Source organism: Bacillus sp. SA1-12 (genome assembly GCF_000981385.1).
Taxonomy (GTDB): domain Bacteria; phylum Bacillota; class Bacilli; order Bacillales; family Bacillaceae; genus Metabacillus.
This window is the reverse complement of the sequence record NZ_LATZ01000003.1, coordinates 66,683-89,205: the sequence shown is the minus strand read 5'-3', so window position 1 is coordinate 89,205 and position 22,523 is coordinate 66,683. Positions and strand designations below refer to the sequence as shown.

The following is a 22,523-nucleotide window of genomic DNA, read 5'->3' as shown; positions in this document are numbered from 1 at the left end:
ATTTGTCCATTCTATTGATAGTTTAAAATCTATGAAAGGCTTATAAAGGAGGAATCTATGTTTAAAGAGGCCATTTACCATCGACCGAAAAATCAGTTTGCCTATGCTATTGATGAAAATGCCCTGCATATTCAGTTAAAGGCAAAACGAAACGACATACATTCTGTTACCCTTTATTATGGCGATCCCTTTGAGTTTGAAGATTATCGTTGGAAGCATATTACTGTTGACATGCAAAAGAGCGGTAATGATGATTTATTTGATTATTGGACTATTGATGTCATTCCGCCTCAGCGCCGAATGCGTTATGCCTTTCATTTAAAAAATCATGAACAAGAGCTGTTTTTCACAGAAAAAGGATTTAGTGATACCGTCCATGAGGATTTTTCTGCCTATTTTTGCTTTCCATTTCATCACCCTTCAGATCGGTTTACCGCTCCAGATTGGGTGAAGAGCACGATTTGGTATCAAATTTTTCCTGATCGATTTGCAAATGGAAATCCTGAAAATGATCCGCATGGAACACTGCCTTGGAATAGTACAGAACCAACAGCTTCCACGATATTTGGCGGGGATTTTGAAGGGATAATCAAGCGGCTTGATTATTTAGTTGATTTAGGGATAAATGGAATTTATTTTACTCCTATTTTTAAAGCTCGATCGAATCATAAATATGATTCGATTGATTATATGGAAATCGATCCGCAATTTGGCGATAAGGCCACATTTAAACGCTTGATTTCCGAATGTCATAAACGCGGGATAAGGGTTATGCTTGATGCTGTATTCAATCACTGCGGTGAGGAGTTTCCACCCTTTCAAGATGCTTTAAAAAACCGGGATGCATCCCAGTATAAGGATTGGTTTCATTTTTCGTCCCTATCTTATGATGACGAGCCAAACTATCATACCTTTGCATTTGAAAAGAAAATGCCAAAACTAAATACCCAGCATCCAGAGGTAAGAAAGTATTTGCTGGAGGTTGGACAATATTGGGTTCGGGAGTTTGGAATCGACGGCTGGAGATTAGACGTAGCAAACGAAATCGATCATCAGTTTTGGCGGGATTTTAGGCAAGCAGTAAAAACTATTAATAAAGATGTTTATCTAGTAGGCGAGGTTTGGCATGATGCTTTGCCTTGGCTTGCAGGCGATCAATTTGATGCGGTCATGAATTATCCGTTAGCAAACCATCTTCTGCGCTTTTTTGCTTACGATGCGATGGGTGCTGAACAATTTAGTCACGATCTGCAAAACAGCCTTCATCAATACCCAAAACTTGTACATGAGGCTGCATTTAATTTAGTCGGGAGCCATGATACCCCCCGACTATTAAATCTTGCGCGAATGAATAGACAAAAGGTAAAGCTTTTGACTGCCTTCCAGCTCAGCTTTCTTGGCTCCCCCTCTATTTACTATGGGGATGAGATATGCCTGACAGGTGAGCAGGATCCCGGCTGCAGAAAGTGCATGGTGTGGGAAGCAGAACATCTGGATCATGACATGCTGAATTTTTTTAAAAAGCTGATCCACTTGAGAAAAAGCTACCCTATTCTGGCAAATGATGGAACATTTAGAATCTTAGCAGCTGACAATGAACGAAATTATCTCTGCTATAGTAAAGAAAATGAGCATCAGTTATTTATTGCGGTTATGAATAATCATCCTTCAAAGCAGACTCTTCCCCTGCCTCTGGATTTACATGATAAAACCATCCTCGATCTATGGAGGATGGAAGAGTTTGCAGCACATGCCAGCCAGCTTTCTGTCACACTGGAGCCCTATGATTTTACATTTTTGCTTATCACAAAATAATTTCAACTTCTTTGTTGTCTTCTATGAATCACTTTCCTGTACTCAAGAGGGCTTAGGCCCTCAATTCTTTTAAAGAGTTTTGAGAAATAGGTTGAATCGATAATCCCTACTTCCTGGGAGATGTTTGCCACTTTATCATCAGTCGTGGCCAGCAATTTTTTCGCTTGGTTCATTCGATATTGATTTAAATACATATTTGGCGTGACACCAATGACTTTTTGCATACATCGCGTGATATAATCTGGGTGAAAATGAAGAGTATTTGCAATAGCCTCCATTTTGATTTCCTCTTTAAAATTTTCTTGAATATATTTAACTGTTTCTTCAACAACACGCTCTGCAGCAGAAGGAATTTTACATGCCTCCTTTTGCAAATGGAGGAGAAATTCTTGAAAATACAGCTGTTGTCTTAGCTGATAATCAGGGGTTTGATGGTCCATGCTCATTAAATGATCAAATAGGTTTTCTACGAACTTTATATTCTGTGTTTCTCCAAAACTTGGAAGGCAAAAGCGATAGGATGCCGGCGTAACAAAATCACCCTCTGATACTTGAATATCCGCCCAATTCTCAATGCCTTCTTCTACAAGCTCGTAATCTAAAGGAATCATAAAATGCAGCCAATAATATTCCGTCTTCACATGACATTCTTTATGCCCAAAATGTTCAAAACCCGGCACTAAAATAATGTATTGCCCCTCACCAACAGTATAAGGGGTTTGATCCTCGGTAATATATAATTCACCTGACTTCACATAAATCAGATCAAACACTGTAAATACCCTCTTAAAGTGCTTGGCTCCTTTTTCAAATACCGCATATCCTCCTTTAATTAAGGTGGGAAACGGAGGAACCCTAAATGCAATGTATGCCATCTGGTATCTCCCTTATAGTCGTATTTCTCCAAAAGTTGTCGTTATACTCTCTTTCTATTATACAACAACGTCTGTAAACTAAGTAGGAATTGTTAACGCATAATCGAAGGAGTTGGGAAAATATGTCATTAGGAAAACCAGATCGTAAAATGACATTATTTGCTCTAACATGGCCAATTTTTATAGAGGTAATGCTCCATATGTTATTGGGGAGTGCGGATACACTGATGCTGAGCCAGTATTCAGATAATGCAGTAGCAGCTGTTGGTGTATCAAATCAAATTTTATTTCTTATCATTGTCATGTTTGGTTTTATTGCAACTGGTACGACAATCCTTGTTGCCAGGTATTTAGGTGCGAATAATTTTAGAGAAGCAAAAGAGATCTCATCTGTATCTCTTTCAGCAAACCTTTTAATAAGTATTATCATAAGTGTCGTCATTGTCATATCAAGTGAAGAGATTCTAATGCTGATGAATCTTCCTAGAGAACTCTTGCCAGAGGCAAATATTTATTTACAGCTTGTAGGGGGCTTCTCATTTATTCAAGCATTGTTTATGACAGCTAGTGCCATTCTTAAAAGTTATGGCTATACGAAGGATACGATGTATATCACAATTGGTATGAATATTATCCATATCATTGGTAACTACTTTTTCATTTTCGGCCCATTCGGCTTACCTGTACTTGGGGTTCCGGGTGTTGCGATATCAACGGTTGCATCACGTATAATTGGTTTAATTGTCATCCTTTATGTATTAAAGAAACGTGTTCATTTTTCGTTTAACTTTAAAGAGCTGTTTAAGCTGCCAGGACACCATATTAGAAACCTTTTGCATATTGGTGTACCTACTGCAGGCGAACAACTTTCCTATAACACCTCACAGATGGTGATAACATTTTTTATAACAATGTTAGGAACAGAGGCATTAACAACTAAAATTTATACGCAAAATTTAATGATGTTTATGATGCTGTTTAGCTTAGCAGTAAGCCAAGGGACCCAAATATTAATAGGTTATTTAATAGGAGCAAAGGATTATGATGCCGCTTATACAAGGGGATTAAAAAGTCTCTATTCAGGTATTGCTATATCAACGCTTATGGCCATCATCTTCAGTATATTTTCTCATCCCCTCCTTGGTATTTTTACAAACAATAAAGAGATTTTAGAAATCGGGGGAATTCTAGTACTACTAACCATATTACTTGAGCCTGGAAGAGCATTTAATATGGTTCTTATCGGATCTCTGCGTGCTGCCGGAGATATCCGTTTCCCAACTTATATGGGGATGTTGTCCATGTGGGGCGTAAGCGTTCCTGTTGCCTATATATTGGGAATTCATTTTGATTTAGGTCTTATCGGCGTTTGGATTGCATTTATTGCAGATGAATGGGTGCGAGGAATCATTATGCTTCATCGTTGGAAATCCCGGGCTTGGATGACAAAGAGCTTTGCGCAAAGACCCGTCGCTCAATAATTGAAGAATAGACTAAGGGACTGCATATCTGCAGTCCCTTTACTAATTTTATTTGTTACCTTTCATCAATATTAATATCAAAAGTTTCAAACCATACATGAATTTGTGCTAAGTGAGCTAAAAGCTGCGGTCCCGACATTAGTTGGCCAAACCAAGGAACCTGGAATGCCTTCCCTTCAGAATCAATGATATCTTGTAATGCTTGTTTGTTTAATAACACATGTAAGATTGAATCTTTCTTGGCTGTAAGTGAAGAAAGCCAATTTTTCACCAGCCTTGTATATTCCGGATTATGTGTCTTCGGATATGGGCTTTTCTTCCGATACAACACTTCATTTGGAAGGATTCCTTCTAACGCTTTACGCAAGATTCCTTTTTCACGATCACCATGCATCTTTACTTCCCAAGGGATGTTCCATGCATATTCAACCAGGCGATGGTCTGCAAATGGAACCCGTACCTCTAAACTGGCTCCCATACTCATCCGATCTTTACGGTCTAATAAATTTGTCATAAACCAATGCATATTTAAATAAAAGAGCTGACGACGTTGTGCTTGTAATTCTGATTCTCCATCGAGAAGCGGGGTTTCATTAACCGTTTCTTGATAACGTGCTTGCACATATTCATGTAACTTCAATTTTTCCTGCCATTCTGGTTTTAACAGCTTTATTCTCTCGTCAGTTGACCGCATCCAAGGAAATGCCGATCTTGCTAAATCATCAGGACGATGAAACCATGGGTAACCCCCAAAGATTTCGTCCGCACACTCTCCAGACAAGCTGACGACAAATTCCTTTTTAATTTCCCGGCAAAACCAAAGCAGCGAAGAATCAACATCTGCCATACCTGGCAAATCACGTACAATTGTCGCTTCGATTAAATGATCCACTAATTCCTGCTGTGTAATCACACAGCGATGATGAACCGTATTAAATGTATCACTCATCTTATTAATCCATGGTGCATCTGAATTTGGCTGAAAGTCATTTGCTTTAAAAAATTTGTCATTATCCTCATAATCAATTGAATACGTATGGAGTCTGCCTTTTCCTTCCTGCTTGTAATGTTCTGCTGCGACTGCAGTAATCGCGCTTGAATCCACACCGCCGGATAGAAATGTACATAATGGCACATCTGAAACAAGCTGCCGCTTCACAGCATCTGTAAATAAAAAGTGAACCTTTTCAGCTGTCTCATCTAAAGAATCCTCATGAGGTTTGCTTTCGACATTCCAGTAACGCCATTTTTTTAAGCCATTCTTTGTAAAAGTTAGAGCATGGGCAGGGCGGAGTTCCTCGATACCTTTAAAGACGCCATTTCCAGGAGTTCTAGAAGGACCGACACCAAATATTTCTGATAAGCCGTTTTTATCTAACACTGCTGAAACAGATGGGTGGGCTAAAATCGCTTTTAATTCTGAACCAAAAATAAGCGAACCATTTGCCTCTTTGTAAAATAACGGTTTTACCCCTAAACGGTCCCTGCCAATGAAGAGCTTCTCCTTTGCAGAATCCCAAACCGCAAAGGCGAAAATCCCATTTAAATGGTGAATACATTCTTCTTCCCACTCGATATAGGATTGAAGCAAGACCTCAGTATCTGAATGACCTTTGAAGGTGTACCCTTTTGTTAACAGGACCTTTCTAATGTCCTCAGTGTTATATAACTCACCATTATAGCAAATCGTATAAGAATTCCCTTCTTTTGTCCGTGTCATCGGCTGAATGCCGCATTCCGGATCTACAACAATTAACCGTTTGTGACCGAATAAGACGTTTTCTTCTCCCCATATGTTTGTGTCATCTGGTCCCCTTTTCTCAAGGGTTTCTGTCATCTTTTTAACAGTATCCTGCTTCTGAATGATATTCTCTCTAAAGTTTATCCATCCGGTGATCCCACACATTGATACATCATCTCCCTAGGGTAAATTATCATGTTTTTAAAACAAATCACGTCCCACTACTTCTGGCAGATTTTATTTTATGCCCATCTAAATCCATTGTTGAATTGTCCCAGAAAATTCTGTTCATGCATAAACATGGTCACTTTTGTCTAAAACGTTGATAACAGTATTTCCACTAACTATCGTTACATGTTTCACAATCACTGGAGGTTTAATGAATGTATTCTTCTAAACGAGCAGACCTATTACTAAATCAAAAACGTTCATACGTTATTGGCTTGATTGAAGTAACGAACGAACAATATGTCATATATGATGATATGAATGATGAACTTCATTTATTAGAAGAGATTCAAGATAATTATTTAGAAATTTTGAGTCCTCACGGCTGGAAACCAGGAGAATGGCTGGGGCTAGGAAAGGTGAAAACAGAGCTTGGCTTTACATCATTGCATTGCGGGGATACTGTGCGTATAAGAAAAAGGCTCCCAATTGCACTTGATGAAATGCTGAAGGAGCTTCGGGATGAAACCTTTATGCGCCTGATTAGACAACTTAACAGCTTATCATTCTCGCCTTTTGATTGTATTTATTCCTATAACCATCTCCTTTTTTTAAAAAATAAAGTACATAAAAAGGGTGTTTCCTTTTATCAATTTGATAATGAAAATACTATTTGTGGACTTCAGCATCATTTTGAGCGTGGTGTTCATTGCTCAGATCGATTTGAATTTACGACTAGTCTTGGAGAAAGAGGCCTTATAAGTTCTAAGTATTAGTTCTGGTCGCTTTTTGTACTAATGTAAAATAAACCCCAGTTGTTTTTGCAAATTGGGGTTTATCTTTTTAAAAAATTTCTTTATGAATGCTCCTTGCAAATCATCAATAAATTACCATCCAAGTCTTTTAAGACAAAATAAAAATCATCTTCAATGCCTGTTACCAATTCAACCTGATGTTCCTTCAAAAACTGATAGGAGGCATGAAGATCATCTGTTACAAATTGAATGGATGGCACATTATAGGTTGCAAGGTGATTATGTTCATCTCGCCATTTTGGCATTGTATCTAAAATTAATCCGGCAGTACCTTCCATCGGTACCGTATAGATATGACCAAAATATACTTCTCCATCCTTTACCCCTAGCATTTTATTATACCATTCTTTCGATTTTTCAAGGTCACGAACTGGTATAAACACGCCGCCAATCCGATTTTTAATAGGTGATTTATTTATCTCTCTATCCACTAAGGCACTCCTCCTTTGAAATGATAATACCTATTAATTTCTGAAAAACCTGCCTTTTCCCTTCTTTTACCTATTGAAAATTTCTATACAGAATGGTGTTCTTTCATCTTCAGAATTATTTCCTTGAAAACTGACCTTACATAAAGATTCTTAAAGAATTATTTCAATTGTTACAATATGATTACACCATCAAGTTTTAGATCGTTTAATAACGGGTATCTACTACTATACAACATGAAAAGGGGGCCGGATATGCTTGTTAAAAATGACCATTTCCTTTTTAGCAGAGAACTTGAACGCTTAAAGGACGATTTTAAACGATGTCATGATCCTTCTGTTAAAAGAATTATAAAACAAGAAATATACCATTTACGTTCTTTACTGGAAGAACGTCATTAATTTCTTTTGTGGCACATAAATTCAAACGAAATGCATGGCCAATATTTATGAAATTATTTCATAATAAGTGCTCCAACAAACTATCTTAACTCTTAAAAATAAATCCGGTCATATATGCTCAGGTAATCCCAAACATGCTATTGCTAAAAGTTTGATATATATAAATATAGATGGTTTAATCCCCGTGCCACTTTGTTTTATCATTTTGTTGCCCTTACTAAAATTGCCTCTCCAAGAAATGAAGTTATTTGAGTATCAGTTATTTGTATCCGGAATTTCTGTTTTACTTTTTCGGAAGACTTAAGGATAAATTCGTTTAAATCAGCTTTCTGTGAGTCTGATAAATGCATACGATTACACCAGCTCTCAAATTCAAACTGTTTCTCGAAACGATGCAATTCTTGAATTTCAAACCCCTTTAATTCAAGTTTTTGAAGCCACTCTGATTTTTTCCATGCCCGGTAATGGCTATAGTCTCTCACTTTTTCAAGAGTATTATAGAATTGATCAAATTCATCGTTCTCAGGAGCGACATTATCATCCAATAAGAATGTTCCACCGTGATTTAGCACACGATAAACTTCGCTTATAAAATGATCAATGTTTGGGAAATGATGCGGAGCAATACGGCAAGTAACTAGATCAAATGTTTCGTCAGGAAAGGGCATTTTTTCTGCATCCCCTTCTACAAATACAACGTTTTCGTGTCCGTTCCCTTTTATAAACTTTTCAGCAGCTGATAACATTTCAGGTGTTAAATCCAAGGCAGTCACGTTTTGTACAAGCGGAGCAAGAGCATTGGCCATATGTCCACCCCCTGTAGCTACGTCAAGAACCTCCTCCTTTCCTTTCAACCGGGCCATTTCAACCAACTTATTCAAATCTCCTCCTTTTCGGTGTCCTGTGCTTGTTACATAATGATCTGAACTTCGACCAAATTGTTTTTGAACATCTTTTTTTATATCCATTGTTTTCCTCCTCCACTTATTTTCAATAACATATTTTAGATCGGATCCCTTTTTCAAGATGATTTTACTCTTTTACTATTACTATATTCGAAAATAAAAATAAGAAAATTATAACTTAATTATAAATCGCAATAAGAAAACGTTATCGACAAATCCTTCTTTAAATGAAAGTGGTTTATTTTCATAAAAGTACCATAGGATAGATTCAAGAACGATACATCAAAATCGAGTAAGCTTTTTCTCAAAAAAAAAAGAGCCAAAAAGGCACCTTTCAAAATGAACAACATCTTTATTTTATGTTAGAGAAATCTATTCTCCCGTTTACAAATTCTTCATTTGCAATGCTGTCTTCGATTGATCGCGATTAAATAAACCCATCACATCAACAGTCTGGGTAATATTCACAAATGCTTGCGGGTCAACATCGCGAATACATTGCTTCATATCAGCAAGTTCATATCGGGAAATAACTGTCATTAATATCTTGCGCTTAATTTGTGTATAGCCGCCCTCTCCGTCCATAATCGTAATTCCTCGGTAGAGCTGACTTAATAGCTTATCACGTACCTCTTCGCCTTTGTCCGTAATAATAGTGACTGTCAATTTCATGTGGTGAGTATGAATGGAATCAATTACTTTCCCAGTAATAAAAATAGACACTAATGTATTAAGAGCAGAATCCCAATTTAGCAGGAAACCAGAAGCCAAAATCACAATTCCATTTAATCCTGTTAGAATAGCTCCTATTGGGAAATCCATTTTCTTTGCTAGTATCATTCCAATTATGTCAAAGCCGCCTGTTGATCCTGAGTACCTCAATATAATTCCGATTCCAATACCAGACAATACCCCGCCAAAAATGGATGAGAGAATTGGATCTGAGCTAACCGCATACACAGGTAAGTAATAAAGGGCTGTTGATAGAACAATAACACTCAAAATTGTATACGAGATAAATCGTTTTCCAAGCTTCATCATCCCAAAAATCAACAACGGCAAATTCAATAAGAAATTCATTACCCCCGTATCAAAAGGTGTTAATAAACCAATAATTATGGCAATCCCACTAATTCCTGCACTTAACACTTCGTGTGGGATCAGAAATTGATTATAGGCTATTGCAATTAAAAGAGAACCAATAAAAATTACGATTGTTCTAGTCAATTCCCTCATCCTTTCACTATATAGACAAGACTAATAATTATTCATCACGAGAGAATTATAATCGATTTTAATGGAAACGAAAATTAAAAAGTTTATTCTGAAAATACATTCAAAAGGTATTGAAACAAGCGTTATTATAAGGATAATAAGAGTGTATCATAAAAGTTTAACCTGTTAATAAAACGCTTTCAAATGAATAAAAATTAATTTGCATGCATTAATATTACGAATAGATAAAGCATTTTACGTAAACGGGAATGTAACAAAAGCAAATCCAACGTTACAAGCAGATATTCTTAGTTACTTGCGTGAATTTTTTTGGTGAATTTTTAAACTACAGGAATTTGTGAAGAATAAACATTCATCTACGAGAAAATGAAACAAAACAAAAAAGAGAGCGCAGTCTGCATGAACGCGCCCTACCAATTTTACTATATTAGTTTAATCCTAACTTTTTACATAATTGATATAAATAATACTGCCCATGCAACTGTTCTTGGTTGCGTTTATTCAAATGCTCTTGGCACTCCTTTACAATCCTTTTTGCTCCCTCAATATTGTATTCCGTTAGCGACCTGACAGAATTTTTTAGTTGTACACTTTCTTGTGAATACACTGTGTTTTCCAGGAGCTTCATTAACAAAATTTTTATAAACTGATATGAATTAAAGTAGCGATATTTATTATCTCCTCTCATTGAAATAACATATCCCTCCTTTTCCCAGTACCGAATAGTAGAAGCAGCGATATTTGCTTTGTTTGCAACCTCTCCTATCGTCATTTGCTTATTTTCCATTGAAGGGGGGTCCACGATATTGTTTAGGTCTTTTAGGATGTTAGCAGCTAACTCCTTTTCTTGGTAATTGGCCGCTTGTGTCTCATTAATGATCCAAAGAGCAGAATCCAGCTTTTTTTGTTGCAATTTTTTTAGTACCGCTGATGTTATATCCATTCCAAACCCAGGTGACATTGCTACGATACATTCAAAATAGGCTACATGTTCCTCTGTATAGATTCGATACCCTGTATCCAACCTTTTTGTAGCTGGGACAATTCCCCTTCTTTCATAACTTCTCAAAGTGCCGGTACTTACCTTTAACCTTTTCGCAATATCAATCGGTCTAATATGATTCTTCATTCTTTTTCAATCCCATCAACATTAAACTTTATATAAAGTTTATCATTTATAACCCACTAAAATAAGTGTATAAATACAAAAACTTTTAAATTGGCTTTAATGTTATATGATTAAGAAGAACGTCATAAAAAATGATGGAGGGATTTAATTGACAAAATTAAATATTCGCCCTGAAATGTCAATTGAAGAGTTAGGACAAATCGTTTCTGAGTATTTAAAGGAACATTGGGAAAAAATTCTTACAGAAAACATGGAGGAATATCAAAAATTATTTCCGGAATATGAGGATGCCACTTATGGGATGTATTTAGATAAACTCCTTCCACCAGTATGGAAGGAGCTGGAAGAAGCAGGTTTTAAGTCAGCTGAAACAATAAGGGAAGATGATTTTATTATTGCTGGTTGCTTAAACTTTAGAAACTCACTTGAAAAAGCAAAATGGGGAACCCCTGATCATGAAAGGCGTGTCTTTTGGATCGTTATTGAAAACCAGAATAAGCAATTAATTGGTACGTTTCTTTTTGAATTATCTCATTCTCATGTAAATTTCAACCTCCCATCAGCACCTAGACTAATCACTATCCAGAATACTGAAAGAAATGAAATTTCTAAAAAAATTCAAAGTCTTTACGAGGAAAATGCTTGATTCATACAAAAACCACTCAGATTAGATCCTGAGTGGTTTTCATTCCTTATATGTTCATCTGAGGTCGGTATTTCATAATTCCTCTTATAATGTCTTCTTTTTCTCTCCTTGTAACCAAATCTCCAACAACTCCTGTTCCCTTTCCTGTGATATCCCAGCTTTTCGTTCTTTTTCCTGTCTTGCACTCTCCCATTGATACACCTCATAAATCGTATCCTCAAGCGGACGGAAGGTGAGCCCAGCGTTAACTGCTTTATCTATGTTGATGAGAAAAGCTCCTTTCCATGGCTCAGTTTCAGCTTCTAGCGGGAAGTGTTCGGGAATCCATAACGGCATTTCCGTCCATGGCTGTACTTTATGCTCCAAGATGAAGTTTTCATCTGCCCATACAAATTTTGCATCACTTTTTGTAACAGCTTTACAGGTGTTTAGCAGCTCCTCTATCGTTAATTGTTTCTCTGGTCCTGTTACATTGAATGTCCCGGCTTTTTTGTTTTCAGCCATAGTAAACACCCATGCGGCCAGATCTTTAACATCAATTAATTGAACTGGCCGGTCTGAGCGTCCCGGCACCAATACTTTCCCTCCCTGTGCTACACGCTGTACCCAGTATGGAAGGCGATCTGTATAGTCGTACGGACCAACCAGCTGTCCTGCTCTTATATGCAAAACACGCCCTGGCCAATGCTTTTCTGCCTCCGCTTCACAAAGTACTTTCAATGCCCCATATAACTCGTAAGGAGAGATTTCTCCCTTTTCAACTGCTTTTACTTTATCATCAGGCGGCATTGCTTGTAATTGATAGCTTTCTGTAATGTTGAGCGGAATCCAATCCTTATAAACAGAAATACTTGAGATATATGTATAATGTTCAACATTACCCCCAAGTACAGCTGCTATTTTTTTCATTTGATGTGGAGCAAATCCACACGTATCCATCACTGCATCCCATTTCCGGTTTGCCAAAAGGGATACATCACCATCTCGATTACCTGTCAGCTGCTCCACCTCAGGAAATGTATTTTTATTGTTCCCCCGATTAAATAAAGTGACGTCGTGCCCTCTTTTCAATGCTTCTTCTACTAAAGCTCTTCCTAAAAACCGAGTACCGCCTAATATAAGGACTTTCATCTTATTCCCCCACTCATCTAGTATTCTGAATAAATACCTTTCTTTTTAATAACGTTTTTCTTGCGTAAAAGGTTACGGGGGATGAAAAAATAAAAAAGAATAGGAATACTGATACCGGAGAAAGCGAACACCTCTCGCTGCAATCACAGGCAAATATAATAGAATCTAATAAAAAGAATCGTGAACTAAAAAAACTCTTACTATATGTCACAAATCAAACCTCTATTTAGTCTTAATTGTGAAACATAAATTAATTAAATGGAGGTTATTTACATGGAACAACGTATTAACTACATGCAAACAAATCGAGAAGTGATTAAATTAATGATGCAATTAGAGTCCTATAAAGAAACAACAGGATTTGATACTAAACTGATTGAATTAGTGAAAATTCGTGCATCACAAATCAATGGTTGTGCCTACTGCTTGGATATGCACACAAAGGATGCCCGGACCAATGGTGAAACAGAACAAAGAATATACTGTTTACCCGCTTGGCAGGAGTCTCCATTCTATTCCGAAGAGGAGAGGGCAGCATTAGAGTTAACAGAAGCAGTGACAACCATTTCCGCAAACGGGGTCACGGAGGATCTGTATCAGCGGGTTCGCAAGCATTTTGATGAAAAGCAATATATTGATCTCGTTGCGATCATCATCACCATAAACGGTTGGAACCGCTTGGCTATCTCAGCTAATAGCATACCCGGACATTACAAGCCTGTAGTAAAAAGATAATAGTATAGCATGTAAATAAGGGTGTCTCAAACTTTTGAGACACCCTATTTAAGCGATATTAATACCACAATATACCCTGTGGCCTGAACTCTTTTTAATTATCTTCATATTTGTTGCTTCCTCAATATTATCAGTTTAAAAATAGTCTTTTTTAACTAATCCATCTAAAATCCTTCAGAACTTTTGTCTCATTCTTTATCAAACCCTTCGAAAAAGATGCTTTATTTTTTTATAAAAGGTACGCTTAATTTAAGTCCCTTATCGATCGTTAAGCCAGAGCATGACAAAACAATTAAAAAATCTGTAAAATTGAATTCATTTTTTGGAGTGCATTTGTATGAGTGAAAATATTTCAGACATTGATTACAAGCAAGTCATTGAGTTTGCTTTAGAGCCGTTGATTGTTCATACCCAGCTAAGGATTATCTATATTAATCATGCAGCTGAATTATTTTTTAGAGGCACAAAAGAGGAGATCATTGGAGCAAGTCCACTTGATATTTTTAAGGAAACTTCCAAGCCAGCTATAGAAAATAGAATTCAATCGGCTTATGAACAACCTGCAAATGTTATTGAAGAAACAATTTTCAGAATGGATGGCACAACCGTTGATGTTGAATTATATTGTCATCCAGTGTTGATTGGGAACACAAAAGCTATCCAGACATATGTACGAGATATAACAGAAAGAAAAATAGCTGAGAAAAAACAGCTGGAATTGTCAAAGCAAATAAATGATTTGTCTTCAACACTAGTTCCTCTATTAAATGGAATTGCGGTACTCCCATTATCTGGATCTATAGATGAAGAAAGAGCAAGACAGCTTTTTGAAAATATCCCGGAGAAAGTTCAAAAGCAAAAGATAAATTATCTCATCATTGATTTCTCAGGTATTTATAAATTAGACACTATAGTAACGGATTATATTTTTAAAATTAATCAGGTATTGTCACTACTTGGTGTCCGTTCAATTATCTCAGGATTAAGACCAGAATTAGCATTAGTTGCCCTACAATTAGGGACTCACTTTGACTCTGCTCCTACTGTTGCAACAGTTAAAGATGCACTCCATTTATTTGGTATTGATTATAATCAAAGTCCAATAATCTAAGAAAAAAGAGGGAGCAACTCCTCCCTCTTTTTTCAATTTATTGATTAACTGGCGTAACAGCATCCTTTAGTTCTTTTTCTAATTGTTTTTTATATTCAATGGTTTGCTCCTTCGTCCATCCAAGCATTTCTTCCATAAATGCGGTGACCTCATCTTTCCAGGTGCGTACCCAATCAATATGAAAGAATAAGGCTCCAGTACGTCGAATAAAGAAATCCACCGGTCTTGCTGCCATTTCTTGTTCAATCGCATACATTAGCTGTGCATAAACGATACGTGATAGTTTGGTTTCTACTGTGTCATATTGCTTGCCATAACGGAAAAGCTCATCAACATTTGAACCATACATAGATGCTAAATGACGTCCTTCTTCTTTTGTGAATCCAGATCGAAGAGCCTCTTCTGCCTTTTTAACAATAAATGGTTCTAAGCCTTTCGAACCGCCAACATTTCCTCCAGAAATCGGGTATGTTTTTGTTTGGCTTTCTTTGAATGCCTCCCCCTGTTCCAGAAGACGATTCGCAATAAGATCTACTACAGACTCCGCCATTTTACGGTAGCCCGTAAGTTTTCCTCCGGCGATGGTGATCAGCCCGCTTTCAGCCTCCCATATTTCATCCTTACGGGAGATTTCAGAAGGATCCTTTCCTTCCTCGTAGATTAATGGTCGAACACCAGCCCAGCTTGATTCAACATCCTTTTCTGTTACTTTTACATCAGGGAACATAAAGTGAATCGCTTTTAAAATATAGTCGCGATCTTCGGCAAGCATCTTTGGATTTGCTGTATCCTTGTTGTAAAACGTATCGGTAGTACCTACATATGTTTTGCCATCACGCGGAATAGCAAAGACCATCCGTCCGTCTGGTGTATCAAAATAAACGGCCTGACGAAGAGGGAATTTTGCCTGATCAATGACTAGATGTACACCTTTTGTTAAGCGAAGCTGTTTATTATTTCTTGCGTAATCATTTTTCCTGATCTCATCAACCCAAGGGCCGCCAGCATTTACTACCTTTGTTGCTTTTATTTCATAAAGCTTGTTCGAAGCCATATCCTTTACAAGAACACCTGTTATTTGTTTATTTTCATAAAGGAATTTTTCCGCTTTTGCATAATTCATCACATCTGCTCCATTTTCAACGGCTGCTTTCATGGTTTCGATTGTTAAGCGCGCATCATCTGTCCGGTATTCAACATAATATCCTCCGCCTTTTAGTCCTGCTTTTTTTACAAGCGGCTCTTTACGCAATATATCATTTGCTGAAAGCATTGTGCGGCGTTCGGCTTTTTTTACACCTGCTAAAAAGTCGTAGACACGAAGTCCAATGGACGTACTAAATCTACCAAAAGTCCCCCCTTTATGAATCGGCAGCAACATCCATTCAGGTGTTGTCACATGTGGACCATTTTCATAAACAATGGCCCGCTCTTTCCCAACCTCTGCAACCATACCGACTTGAAATTGTTTTAAATAACGGAGACCTCCATGAACCAGCTTTGTTGAACGGCTTGAAGTACCTGAAGCGAAATCCTGCATTTCCACTACCGCTACCTTCATCCCTCTAAGTGAAGCATCTAATGCAATGCCGGCACCTGTAATACCGCCGCCAATAACGACCAAGTCATATTGCTCCTTAGCCATTCCAGCTAATTGATCTACTCTGTTTAAAGCAGAGAATTTTATCGCCATTTTGTTTTCCCCCTAAAATTAATGACCATATTGTTAAAAATATCCAATTATTACTAAAAAAGAGACCAAGACTTTATCATAGCTGTTTTTAGCTATAACACAGTCTTGGTCTCTCTGAATCTCAACCCAATTGATTAACTTGAGTTTATTATAACATATTTCTTTCACTTTTAAAGCAGAAAGTTTAATTGCCATGAAAAAAGAGGATGTATGTTGAAACATCCCCTTTTTACTCATTAGCCTAATGGTGAAAAGCCTAATGGCAGACGCAGACCTAATAAGATTGTTAGAATGAGTGAAATAAAGAAGATAATCCAAAATACCTTATTTGGCTTGCCTTTTTTCGCTTTAACTAATACCATTTCCATCATTCCAATAGTTACAATTCCTAATATGATCTTACCGATATACTCTCCGTTAAATTGATAAATACCTGAAGCAATGATTACACCTGTCACAATGATTAAGATATAAAACAGTCTTAAAATCATGTGAACGACTTTTTCTTTTCCCGATTTTAATAGTGAGTTAGCTACGAAGAAAAGGATAATGGCAATTACCCATGTCGTAATATGTGCATGTGTCATATTTTTTCCTCCTTAATAGGTTCAAACAACCCTATTTTAGCATGATTCACCAAAAATATTAATGAAACTGGTTCAAAGAATTCTCTCCTTGTGTCCATTTTATGAAATCCTTCTTTAATCATCATGGATTCATGATTTGATTTCTTAAAATCCCAATCTTTTCAATCTCAATCTCTACTAGATCGCCAGGTTGCAAGAACTTTGGAGGATTAAATCCTTTACCTACTCCTGCAGGTGTTCCTGTTGCAATAATATCACCTGGTTCAAGAATTGTTCCTTGTGAGATTGTTGAAATAATATGCTCAATCGTAAAAATCATATCCTTTGTATTGCCGTTCTGTCTTACTTCATCATTAACCTTCGTTGTAATGGTTAAATCATAAGGGTTTTCGATGGCAGATTTATGAACGATATATGGACCGATCGGACAGGAAGTATCCAAACTCTTCCCAAGCAAAAATTGTTTATGCTGTGCTTGTATATTTCTTGCCGTAATATCATTTACGATGGTATAACCAAACACATAATCCATTGCTTCCGTTTCGCTTATTTGCTTGCCCTTTTTTCCAATAATAACCGCAAGCTCTCCCTCATAATCAAGCTCTTTCGTCAGGTGTAAATGGGGATCAATTTCATCTTCATGGCCGATAACAGTGGTAGGTGCTTTAGAAAAAAGCATGACATGTTTCGGCACATCTTCCTCACTTCCCATTTCAATCGCATGTTCTCGATAGTTTTTCCCTACACAAAAAACATTTTTAGCTGGTCTTGGAATCGGGGAATGAAGTTTTACATCTTCGATTGGGTAAAGATAGCTTTCAGCTCCCTCTTTACCTGCAATTTTATCAACAATTTGTTTAACATTTTGCACAAACTTGTCTCCTAAAGACACACAATCAACCAGGGACTTTGGAAAGGATGTTAATTCAAAAATATCCTTTTCTGCTTTTTTTAAATCAATGATTTTATCACCGTATATTACTCCAATAAACTGCTCATTATGTATTGACGCTGTTACAAGTTTCATAAAGTCCCTCCATGTAAAGTCGTTTTGTGTTTGTTGTTACTTTTTCTCTTAAGCTGTAAATCGGGATAGTAAGAAGATTCGACAAGCACTGACTTATTTCCTTTAATAATAAGGGAGATGTTTCTCTTTCTTTAAAAGGGCCATTAAATTTCCAGGGGCCATCTGTTTCGATTAAAAGCTGCTCCAGCGGAATTTGTTTAGCTAATCTCTGATCCCGTTCCCGATAACAAACCTCTGGTGTCACGGAAACATAATAACCGCCTGATACAATTTCATTTATCACATCCTCCCTGGCCTTTAACCAATGGAAATGAGCATATCGAATTTGCTGTTTCTTCAAGCAGTTTAATGCTTCTTTCGCTTCTTCATGAACAGCATGTAAAACTACCGGCAATTTTACCTCTTTCCCTATTCGTAAAAACTCTTCTAATACATTTATGTATTCTTCCTTTTTATACTGATCATAAAGCTCCTTCTTTCGATAAGTCGGCAGCCCAATTTCCCCAATGGCAGATAAATGTCCGCGTTCCTGTAGAATCAGATTTAAAAGTTCAGCAAATTCCTTGCTTGCTGGAGGGGGAGCTTCTGGATGGTGCCCGATTGCTGCATAGACAAATTCAGGAAAGCGTTGCTTAAGCTTCAATATCTCATAACTTGATTGCAGATTAGATGCAACTGCAATAACTGCCTCGATTCCATTTTCCTGCCAAATTGAAATTGCCTCTTCCACATCAGGATGATATTGATCAAGATGAATATGTGCATCAATCATCAACGATTTCCTCCTTTGTACTCTTTATCAAGTTTTAAAAGTAGACAAAAATCATTTTTTAATGGTATTGGAAATGACATTTTTACAAGGCTCTTTTCTAAAGGATTATTGTTTTTGAATTAGCTCTTAAAGTAAGCTGTTGATTTTCGCAGCGGGTGATCCGGGAGCCTCCTCAGCGCGATGCACCTGCAGGGTCTTCCCCTTCCCTTGCTCCCTCACGAGTCTCACATATCCCTTCTAATCAACAAGGTTCAAATCAACTTTAACATAGAGGTACACGAATTTTATTAAGCAAAGATCTATGCTTCCATTCTTGAAATGCTTTTCCTTATCAAAACACAGACTTCATTCACAAATTTTATCCGCGTTTGTCACACCCATATCTATTTCCATCATAAGGTATAGTATGGTACCTAAAGAATACAAGCAGCATTTTTGTGCTGTTTTCTAAACTAAAAAAAAGGAATGTTCTATATGCCAGCTATCGTAGGCGCCTTTAAGGTTAACAGTGTTGGAACAAGCGGTATAGTTCATATTGGAGATGTGATTACCATTTCCCCATATAGTGAGGTAAAAACCTTTGCCGGTGCTGGCTCTTTTAATACCGGGGATGGTCTTAACATTTACAATCAAAACTCTGTTACCAATACGTATGACAATGATGTTATCGATCAACCAATTGCAGGAAATCTATAAGGAGTGTTGACGATGAATTTTTATATCAATCAAACCATTTGTATTAATTATTTGCGGGTGGATGCTGTAAATAATTCCTCCGTTTTACAAATTGGCAGCGCCGGAATCATCAAACCTCTTTCAAACCTCTATAATACAGGTGGTTTTACTTCACCAGCACCGCTTATTGAAACAGAGTCGCCTACAGGGGTTGTATCTGAAACGAGTACAGAAACATCGCTGGTTCCATTAACATCACCAGCATCACCATAAAGGATAAATGGGCATTCACCCATCTTTGCTTTTTTGCATATATAGTAAGTATCCTTAATTTGTGCGATGAAAAAAGGTGGGTGATGATCTTGTATAATAACGACCTATTTAAATACATGCAACAGCTTCATCAATATATTCAGCAACAGGATCAAAGGATTCTCCAATTAAATCATTTGATACGGGAGCTAAAAAAAGATGTTGAAAAAATTAAGAGTCAGCCCGTAACAAACGTTGAAAAAATTGAATATAAATTTGACCAGTTGAAGGTTGAACAGCTAGATGGCACATTAAATATTGGTTTAAATCCAATGACTCCTGATCAAATCGATAATTTTGATGTTCAACAGAAAGGAATGAACATCAACGGAGTTCAACAGCAACTTCGAGAACAGCTTTTCCGGCTGTGCAGTGAGGAAATTAATCAATTCTTAAATACAGATTGTGCAGGCTTTATTGAACAAGCAGAGCAGCAATTTGACCTGCGTCTGGATGAACCGCATCGCAGGCATATTATTGAGGACATCCGAAAACAGATCGAAAGCCGAATCAACTATTATATTAATGGCCAATCATTAACAGAGCAAGATTCTCTCTTAGATAAAAAGCAAGAAATCCTCTTGCAGGTTAAAAAGGATGTGGAGAACTCAATTATGCACTTTTTACAGCATTTACCGAAAGAATCTTAAATAAAGGGTGTGGAACACAAATGAATTTTACCGTGGTGAATCACGATTTACAGGTGGGTTCAATTCGTATTATCGGTGTATCCAGTTCATCTGTTTTTCTAATTGGGGATACAAATACCATTTCACTCTCTTCTGTATTTGATACACCGCCTGAATCAATGATCATTGGTCCTTTTGTGCCGCTGGCTCCAGAATGATTAGTCGATTCTCAAGCGTAAATAGTGCCTATGTCAATACAGTTGGGATTAGCTCGGTTTTTAATATCGGTGATTCCATGCAAATAACACCATCGATAAAAGTGTTGGCCATTCAACGAGAACATGAAGTTTATTATGATGAAGAAGGAAATTTCTCTGAGTTCCCAATATTTGAAGAAGAGATCCCTCAGCCGGTCTTTTATGAACAGCTGACAACAAACTTCTTTCATAAAAATCCAAAAATAAACGTAAACTCCATTACTGTAACTTCCATTTCAAGTTCAGCTATTTTTCAGATTGGCTCAACGAAAGATATTGTATGTGATACTCGTACAAAGCATATCCGTCAATCTAAAGACTAGACGATTCTTATCTCCGCTAATGAACACTCCGCTAACCCATGCATAGACTAAAGGGAGGCTTCCATCAGCAGGGGCATTCTTAATGAATATAAATGAAATGTGCGATATTGCCCTAGGATTCGGGGAAGTAAGTCCTCAATCCACTGATGGTTAGCAAAACTTATAAATTACCATCTAAAACAAAAAAGGATGTTTTTCATATGCCGGCAATTGTAGGCCCAATTAAGATCAATAGTGTAGATGGCGGAGTCATAAACTTTGGGGATTCCTTTTATCTCTCTCCTAAAAGCCAATCAAAATCGGCATCTGGTTCTGGAGGGGGAAGCACAGGAGACTTCCATATTATCAATAACGGAATTAGTGTGACAAATATGATCGACCCAGATGTAACAGATCAGAATATGATTGCAAACAATTAAAAGAAAGCTAAAAGAGGGATCGATAGTAATTGATCCCTCTTTTCATTTTTTGACTTCCAGGATTGCTCCCTTCCACTTATTTTGGCATAAACCTTGTCCAAATTTGTTAAATGAGGAAGGATTTTTAATGACGAATAAAGAAATAGTAAAGAGATCATTCTTATTTTAACTGGTGATTTCAAACCAAGAAAAAAACAAACAAGGAGATTGCAATGGATACGACCTTTAGCCCAAAAGAGAATATTAATGAATTTATTATCGAAAACAGACATATTTTTCAAGAAAAGTTATTATCAGAGGCCGTTACTGTAGCAACCAAAATTAATGACATCCTGCAAACGGGTAATATTAACCTATTGGAAAATGCTGAAAAGCTTTCCCTATATGTTGTGGAGAATAAAGAAGAGCAACTAACTAAATTTGCTCAACAAGAAGGAGTAATATGGGCAAAGCACGCGTTAACCCTTGCCTTTAAACTGGAATGGGTACAGGCGATAAGACGAACAATTTGGCATTTTCTATATCATTTTGACGAGTTAAATGGTAATTCAAGAAGTACTGAAGATTTTTTTGACCTTGAGAAAATGATTAATAATAGACTCGATAAGTTCATCAACAATTTTTTCATTAGCTATTCAAATTACAAGGACGATTTAATTAAATCGCAAAGGAAATTAGTTGAACATCTATCTGTTCCAATCATTCCAGTAAGCAAATCAGTTGCTGTTTTGCCTTTAATTGGAATGATAGATGGATATCGTATTAAGATTATTGAAGAAAGAGCGTTGATTGATATATCCAATTTAAGGATTCAAAGATTAATTATGGATATGTCGGGAATAGCCGATATGGAAATAGATGTGATGGACCACTTTATAAAGGTATTAAATGCCATTTCCATGATGGGATGTAAAGCGGTTCTTACAGGATTACGCCCAGAACTTGTAAGGAAGATGGTTCATGCAGGAATTTCATTTGATGAAAAAGCAGAAACAAATGGTACATTACAACAAACATTAAAGGAATATCTAGCAATCGAGCAGCAATCTTACTAGACTAATAAACATCTATAAACAAAAGTGTAGAATAAATCAAAGCCGGCAAAAAAGGAATCTAGAGCATAATAGCCAGTTACACACAATAAGGAATAAGATTCTTTCTTAACGTAAAAACCTCTTGAGATTCAAGAGGTTTTTACGTTTTACATCATT

The 22,523-nt window shown here is 36.9% G+C and carries 25 protein-coding genes; 14 read left to right on the top strand and 11 right to left on the bottom strand.

Annotation, left to right across the window (positions count from 1 at the left end; genetic code table 11):
* Positions 1-57: 57 nt before the first annotated feature.
* Positions 58-1,815 carry an alpha-glycosidase gene (locus WQ54_RS02940; RefSeq protein ID WP_046511885.1) on the top strand — a complete coding sequence of 586 codons (1,758 nt, stop codon included), beginning with the start codon at positions 58-60 and terminating at the stop codon, positions 1,813-1,815.
* A 2-nt stretch (positions 1,816-1,817) separates the two neighbouring features.
* Here the strand turns inward: WQ54_RS02940 and WQ54_RS02935 are convergent, their stop codons facing one another.
* Complete coding sequence (locus WQ54_RS02935) at positions 1,818-2,690, bottom strand: AraC family transcriptional regulator (RefSeq protein ID WP_046511881.1); 873 nt, start codon at positions 2,688-2,690, stop codon at positions 1,818-1,820.
* Positions 2,691-2,812: 122 nt separating this feature from the next.
* On the opposite strand from WQ54_RS02935, the gene WQ54_RS02930 reads away from it, so the two are divergent.
* Positions 2,813-4,171, top strand: a complete 1,359-nt coding sequence (locus tag WQ54_RS02930; RefSeq protein WP_046511879.1) for an MATE family efflux transporter — start codon at positions 2,813-2,815, stop codon at positions 4,169-4,171.
* A gap of 55 nt (positions 4,172-4,226) precedes the next feature.
* Here the strand turns inward: WQ54_RS02930 and asnB are convergent, their stop codons facing one another.
* Complete coding sequence (asnB, locus tag WQ54_RS02925) at positions 4,227-6,077, bottom strand: asparagine synthase (glutamine-hydrolyzing) (protein ID WP_046511875.1); 1,851 nt, start codon at positions 6,075-6,077, stop codon at positions 4,227-4,229.
* Between the two features lie 218 nt (positions 6,078-6,295).
* Here asnB and WQ54_RS02920 point away from each other — a divergent pair, with 218 nt between their 5' ends.
* A complete protein-coding gene (locus WQ54_RS02920; protein ID WP_046511872.1) occupies positions 6,296-6,856 on the top strand; it encodes a DUF2777 family protein in 561 nt (186 codons plus the stop codon).
* A gap of 80 nt (positions 6,857-6,936) precedes the next feature.
* On the opposite strand, the gene WQ54_RS02915 is transcribed toward WQ54_RS02920, so the two are convergent.
* On the bottom strand, positions 6,937-7,326 hold the full coding sequence (locus WQ54_RS02915; protein ID WP_046511869.1) for a VOC family protein: 390 nt from the start codon (positions 7,324-7,326) through the stop codon (positions 6,937-6,939).
* Positions 7,327-7,578: 252 nt separating this feature from the next.
* Between WQ54_RS02915 and WQ54_RS33330 the strand changes: the two genes are divergently transcribed.
* The gene (locus tag WQ54_RS33330; RefSeq protein ID WP_156177652.1) at positions 7,579-7,725 is read left to right on the top strand and encodes a hypothetical protein; all 147 of its coding nucleotides are present in this window, start codon (positions 7,579-7,581) and stop codon (positions 7,723-7,725) included.
* Positions 7,726-7,925: 200 nt separating this feature from the next.
* Here the strand turns inward: WQ54_RS33330 and WQ54_RS02910 are convergent, their stop codons facing one another.
* From WQ54_RS02910 to WQ54_RS02900, 3 genes are all read right to left on the bottom strand, one after another.
* On the bottom strand, positions 7,926-8,693 hold the full coding sequence (locus WQ54_RS02910; RefSeq protein WP_046511867.1) for a class I SAM-dependent methyltransferase: 768 nt from the start codon (positions 8,691-8,693) through the stop codon (positions 7,926-7,928).
* A gap of 321 nt (positions 8,694-9,014) precedes the next feature.
* Positions 9,015-9,857, bottom strand: a complete 843-nt coding sequence (locus tag WQ54_RS02905) for a YitT family protein (protein ID WP_046511864.1) — start codon at positions 9,855-9,857, stop codon at positions 9,015-9,017.
* 436 nt (positions 9,858-10,293) lie between these two features.
* The gene (locus tag WQ54_RS02900; RefSeq protein WP_052737634.1) at positions 10,294-10,995 is read right to left on the bottom strand and encodes a MerR family DNA-binding transcriptional regulator; all 702 of its coding nucleotides are present in this window, start codon (positions 10,993-10,995) and stop codon (positions 10,294-10,296) included.
* A 148-nt stretch (positions 10,996-11,143) separates the two neighbouring features.
* Between WQ54_RS02900 and WQ54_RS02895 the strand changes: the two genes are divergently transcribed.
* Entirely contained in the window at positions 11,144-11,641 is a 498-nt protein-coding gene (locus WQ54_RS02895) for a DUF6022 family protein (protein WP_046511861.1), read from the top strand.
* An 84-nt stretch (positions 11,642-11,725) separates the two neighbouring features.
* On the opposite strand, the gene WQ54_RS02890 is transcribed toward WQ54_RS02895, so the two are convergent.
* Positions 11,726-12,772 (bottom strand): SDR family oxidoreductase, encoded by a 1,047-nt coding sequence (locus tag WQ54_RS02890; RefSeq protein WP_046511858.1) that lies wholly within the window; start codon positions 12,770-12,772, stop codon positions 11,726-11,728.
* Positions 12,773-13,045: 273 nt separating this feature from the next.
* Here WQ54_RS02890 and WQ54_RS02885 point away from each other — a divergent pair, with 273 nt between their 5' ends.
* Both WQ54_RS02885 and WQ54_RS02880 read left to right on the top strand, forming a co-directional pair.
* Entirely contained in the window at positions 13,046-13,507 is a 462-nt protein-coding gene (locus tag WQ54_RS02885) for a carboxymuconolactone decarboxylase family protein (protein WP_046511855.1), read from the top strand.
* Between the two features lie 337 nt (positions 13,508-13,844).
* Positions 13,845-14,618 (top strand): PAS domain S-box protein, encoded by a 774-nt coding sequence (locus WQ54_RS02880; RefSeq protein WP_046511852.1) that lies wholly within the window; start codon positions 13,845-13,847, stop codon positions 14,616-14,618.
* Positions 14,619-14,655: 37 nt separating this feature from the next.
* Here WQ54_RS02880 and WQ54_RS02875 read toward each other — a convergent pair whose 3' ends face one another.
* The 4 genes from WQ54_RS02875 to WQ54_RS02860 form a co-directional block, all read right to left on the bottom strand.
* The gene (locus WQ54_RS02875; RefSeq protein WP_046511849.1) at positions 14,656-16,311 is read right to left on the bottom strand and encodes a glycerol-3-phosphate dehydrogenase/oxidase; all 1,656 of its coding nucleotides are present in this window, start codon (positions 16,309-16,311) and stop codon (positions 14,656-14,658) included.
* 236 nt (positions 16,312-16,547) lie between these two features.
* Positions 16,548-16,898: a YisL family protein gene (locus WQ54_RS02870; protein ID WP_046511846.1), complete on the bottom strand. Its 351-nt coding sequence runs from the start codon at positions 16,896-16,898 to the stop codon at positions 16,548-16,550.
* Positions 16,899-17,019: 121 nt separating this feature from the next.
* On the bottom strand, positions 17,020-17,925 hold the full coding sequence (locus tag WQ54_RS02865; RefSeq protein WP_046511845.1) for a fumarylacetoacetate hydrolase family protein: 906 nt from the start codon (positions 17,923-17,925) through the stop codon (positions 17,020-17,022).
* Positions 17,897-18,697, bottom strand: coding sequence for a TatD family hydrolase (locus WQ54_RS02860; protein ID WP_046511841.1), 801 nt, complete (start codon positions 18,695-18,697; stop codon positions 17,897-17,899). Before WQ54_RS02860 ends, WQ54_RS02865 begins: the two co-directional genes overlap by 29 nt.
* A 474-nt stretch (positions 18,698-19,171) precedes the next feature.
* Here WQ54_RS02860 and WQ54_RS02855 point away from each other — a divergent pair, with 474 nt between their 5' ends.
* The 7 genes from WQ54_RS02855 to WQ54_RS02825 all read left to right on the top strand — a co-directional run bounded on the left by WQ54_RS02855 (position 19,172) and on the right by WQ54_RS02825 (position 22,367).
* Entirely contained in the window at positions 19,172-19,393 is a 222-nt protein-coding gene (locus WQ54_RS02855) for a spore germination protein (protein WP_046511839.1), read from the top strand.
* Positions 19,394-19,405: 12 nt separating this feature from the next.
* Positions 19,406-19,645 (top strand): spore germination protein GerPB, encoded by a 240-nt coding sequence (locus tag WQ54_RS02850; protein WP_046511836.1) that lies wholly within the window; start codon positions 19,406-19,408, stop codon positions 19,643-19,645.
* Positions 19,646-19,734: 89 nt separating this feature from the next.
* Positions 19,735-20,334 (top strand): spore germination protein GerPC, encoded by a 600-nt coding sequence (gerPC, locus tag WQ54_RS02845; protein ID WP_046511833.1) that lies wholly within the window; start codon positions 19,735-19,737, stop codon positions 20,332-20,334.
* Positions 20,335-20,354: 20 nt separating this feature from the next.
* On the top strand, positions 20,355-20,531 hold the full coding sequence (locus tag WQ54_RS02840) for a spore gernimation protein GerPD (protein ID WP_046511830.1): 177 nt from the start codon (positions 20,355-20,357) through the stop codon (positions 20,529-20,531).
* The gene (locus WQ54_RS02835; RefSeq protein ID WP_046511827.1) at positions 20,528-20,893 is read left to right on the top strand and encodes a spore germination protein GerPE; all 366 of its coding nucleotides are present in this window, start codon (positions 20,528-20,530) and stop codon (positions 20,891-20,893) included. The genes WQ54_RS02840 and WQ54_RS02835 overlap by 4 nt, the downstream gene beginning before the upstream one ends.
* 200 nt (positions 20,894-21,093) lie before the next feature.
* Positions 21,094-21,312, top strand: a complete 219-nt coding sequence (locus WQ54_RS02830; protein WP_046511824.1) for a spore germination protein — start codon at positions 21,094-21,096, stop codon at positions 21,310-21,312.
* A 212-nt stretch (positions 21,313-21,524) separates the two neighbouring features.
* On the top strand, positions 21,525-22,367 hold the full coding sequence (locus tag WQ54_RS02825) for an STAS domain-containing protein (protein ID WP_046511822.1): 843 nt from the start codon (positions 21,525-21,527) through the stop codon (positions 22,365-22,367).
* Positions 22,368-22,523: the final 156 nt, after the last annotated feature.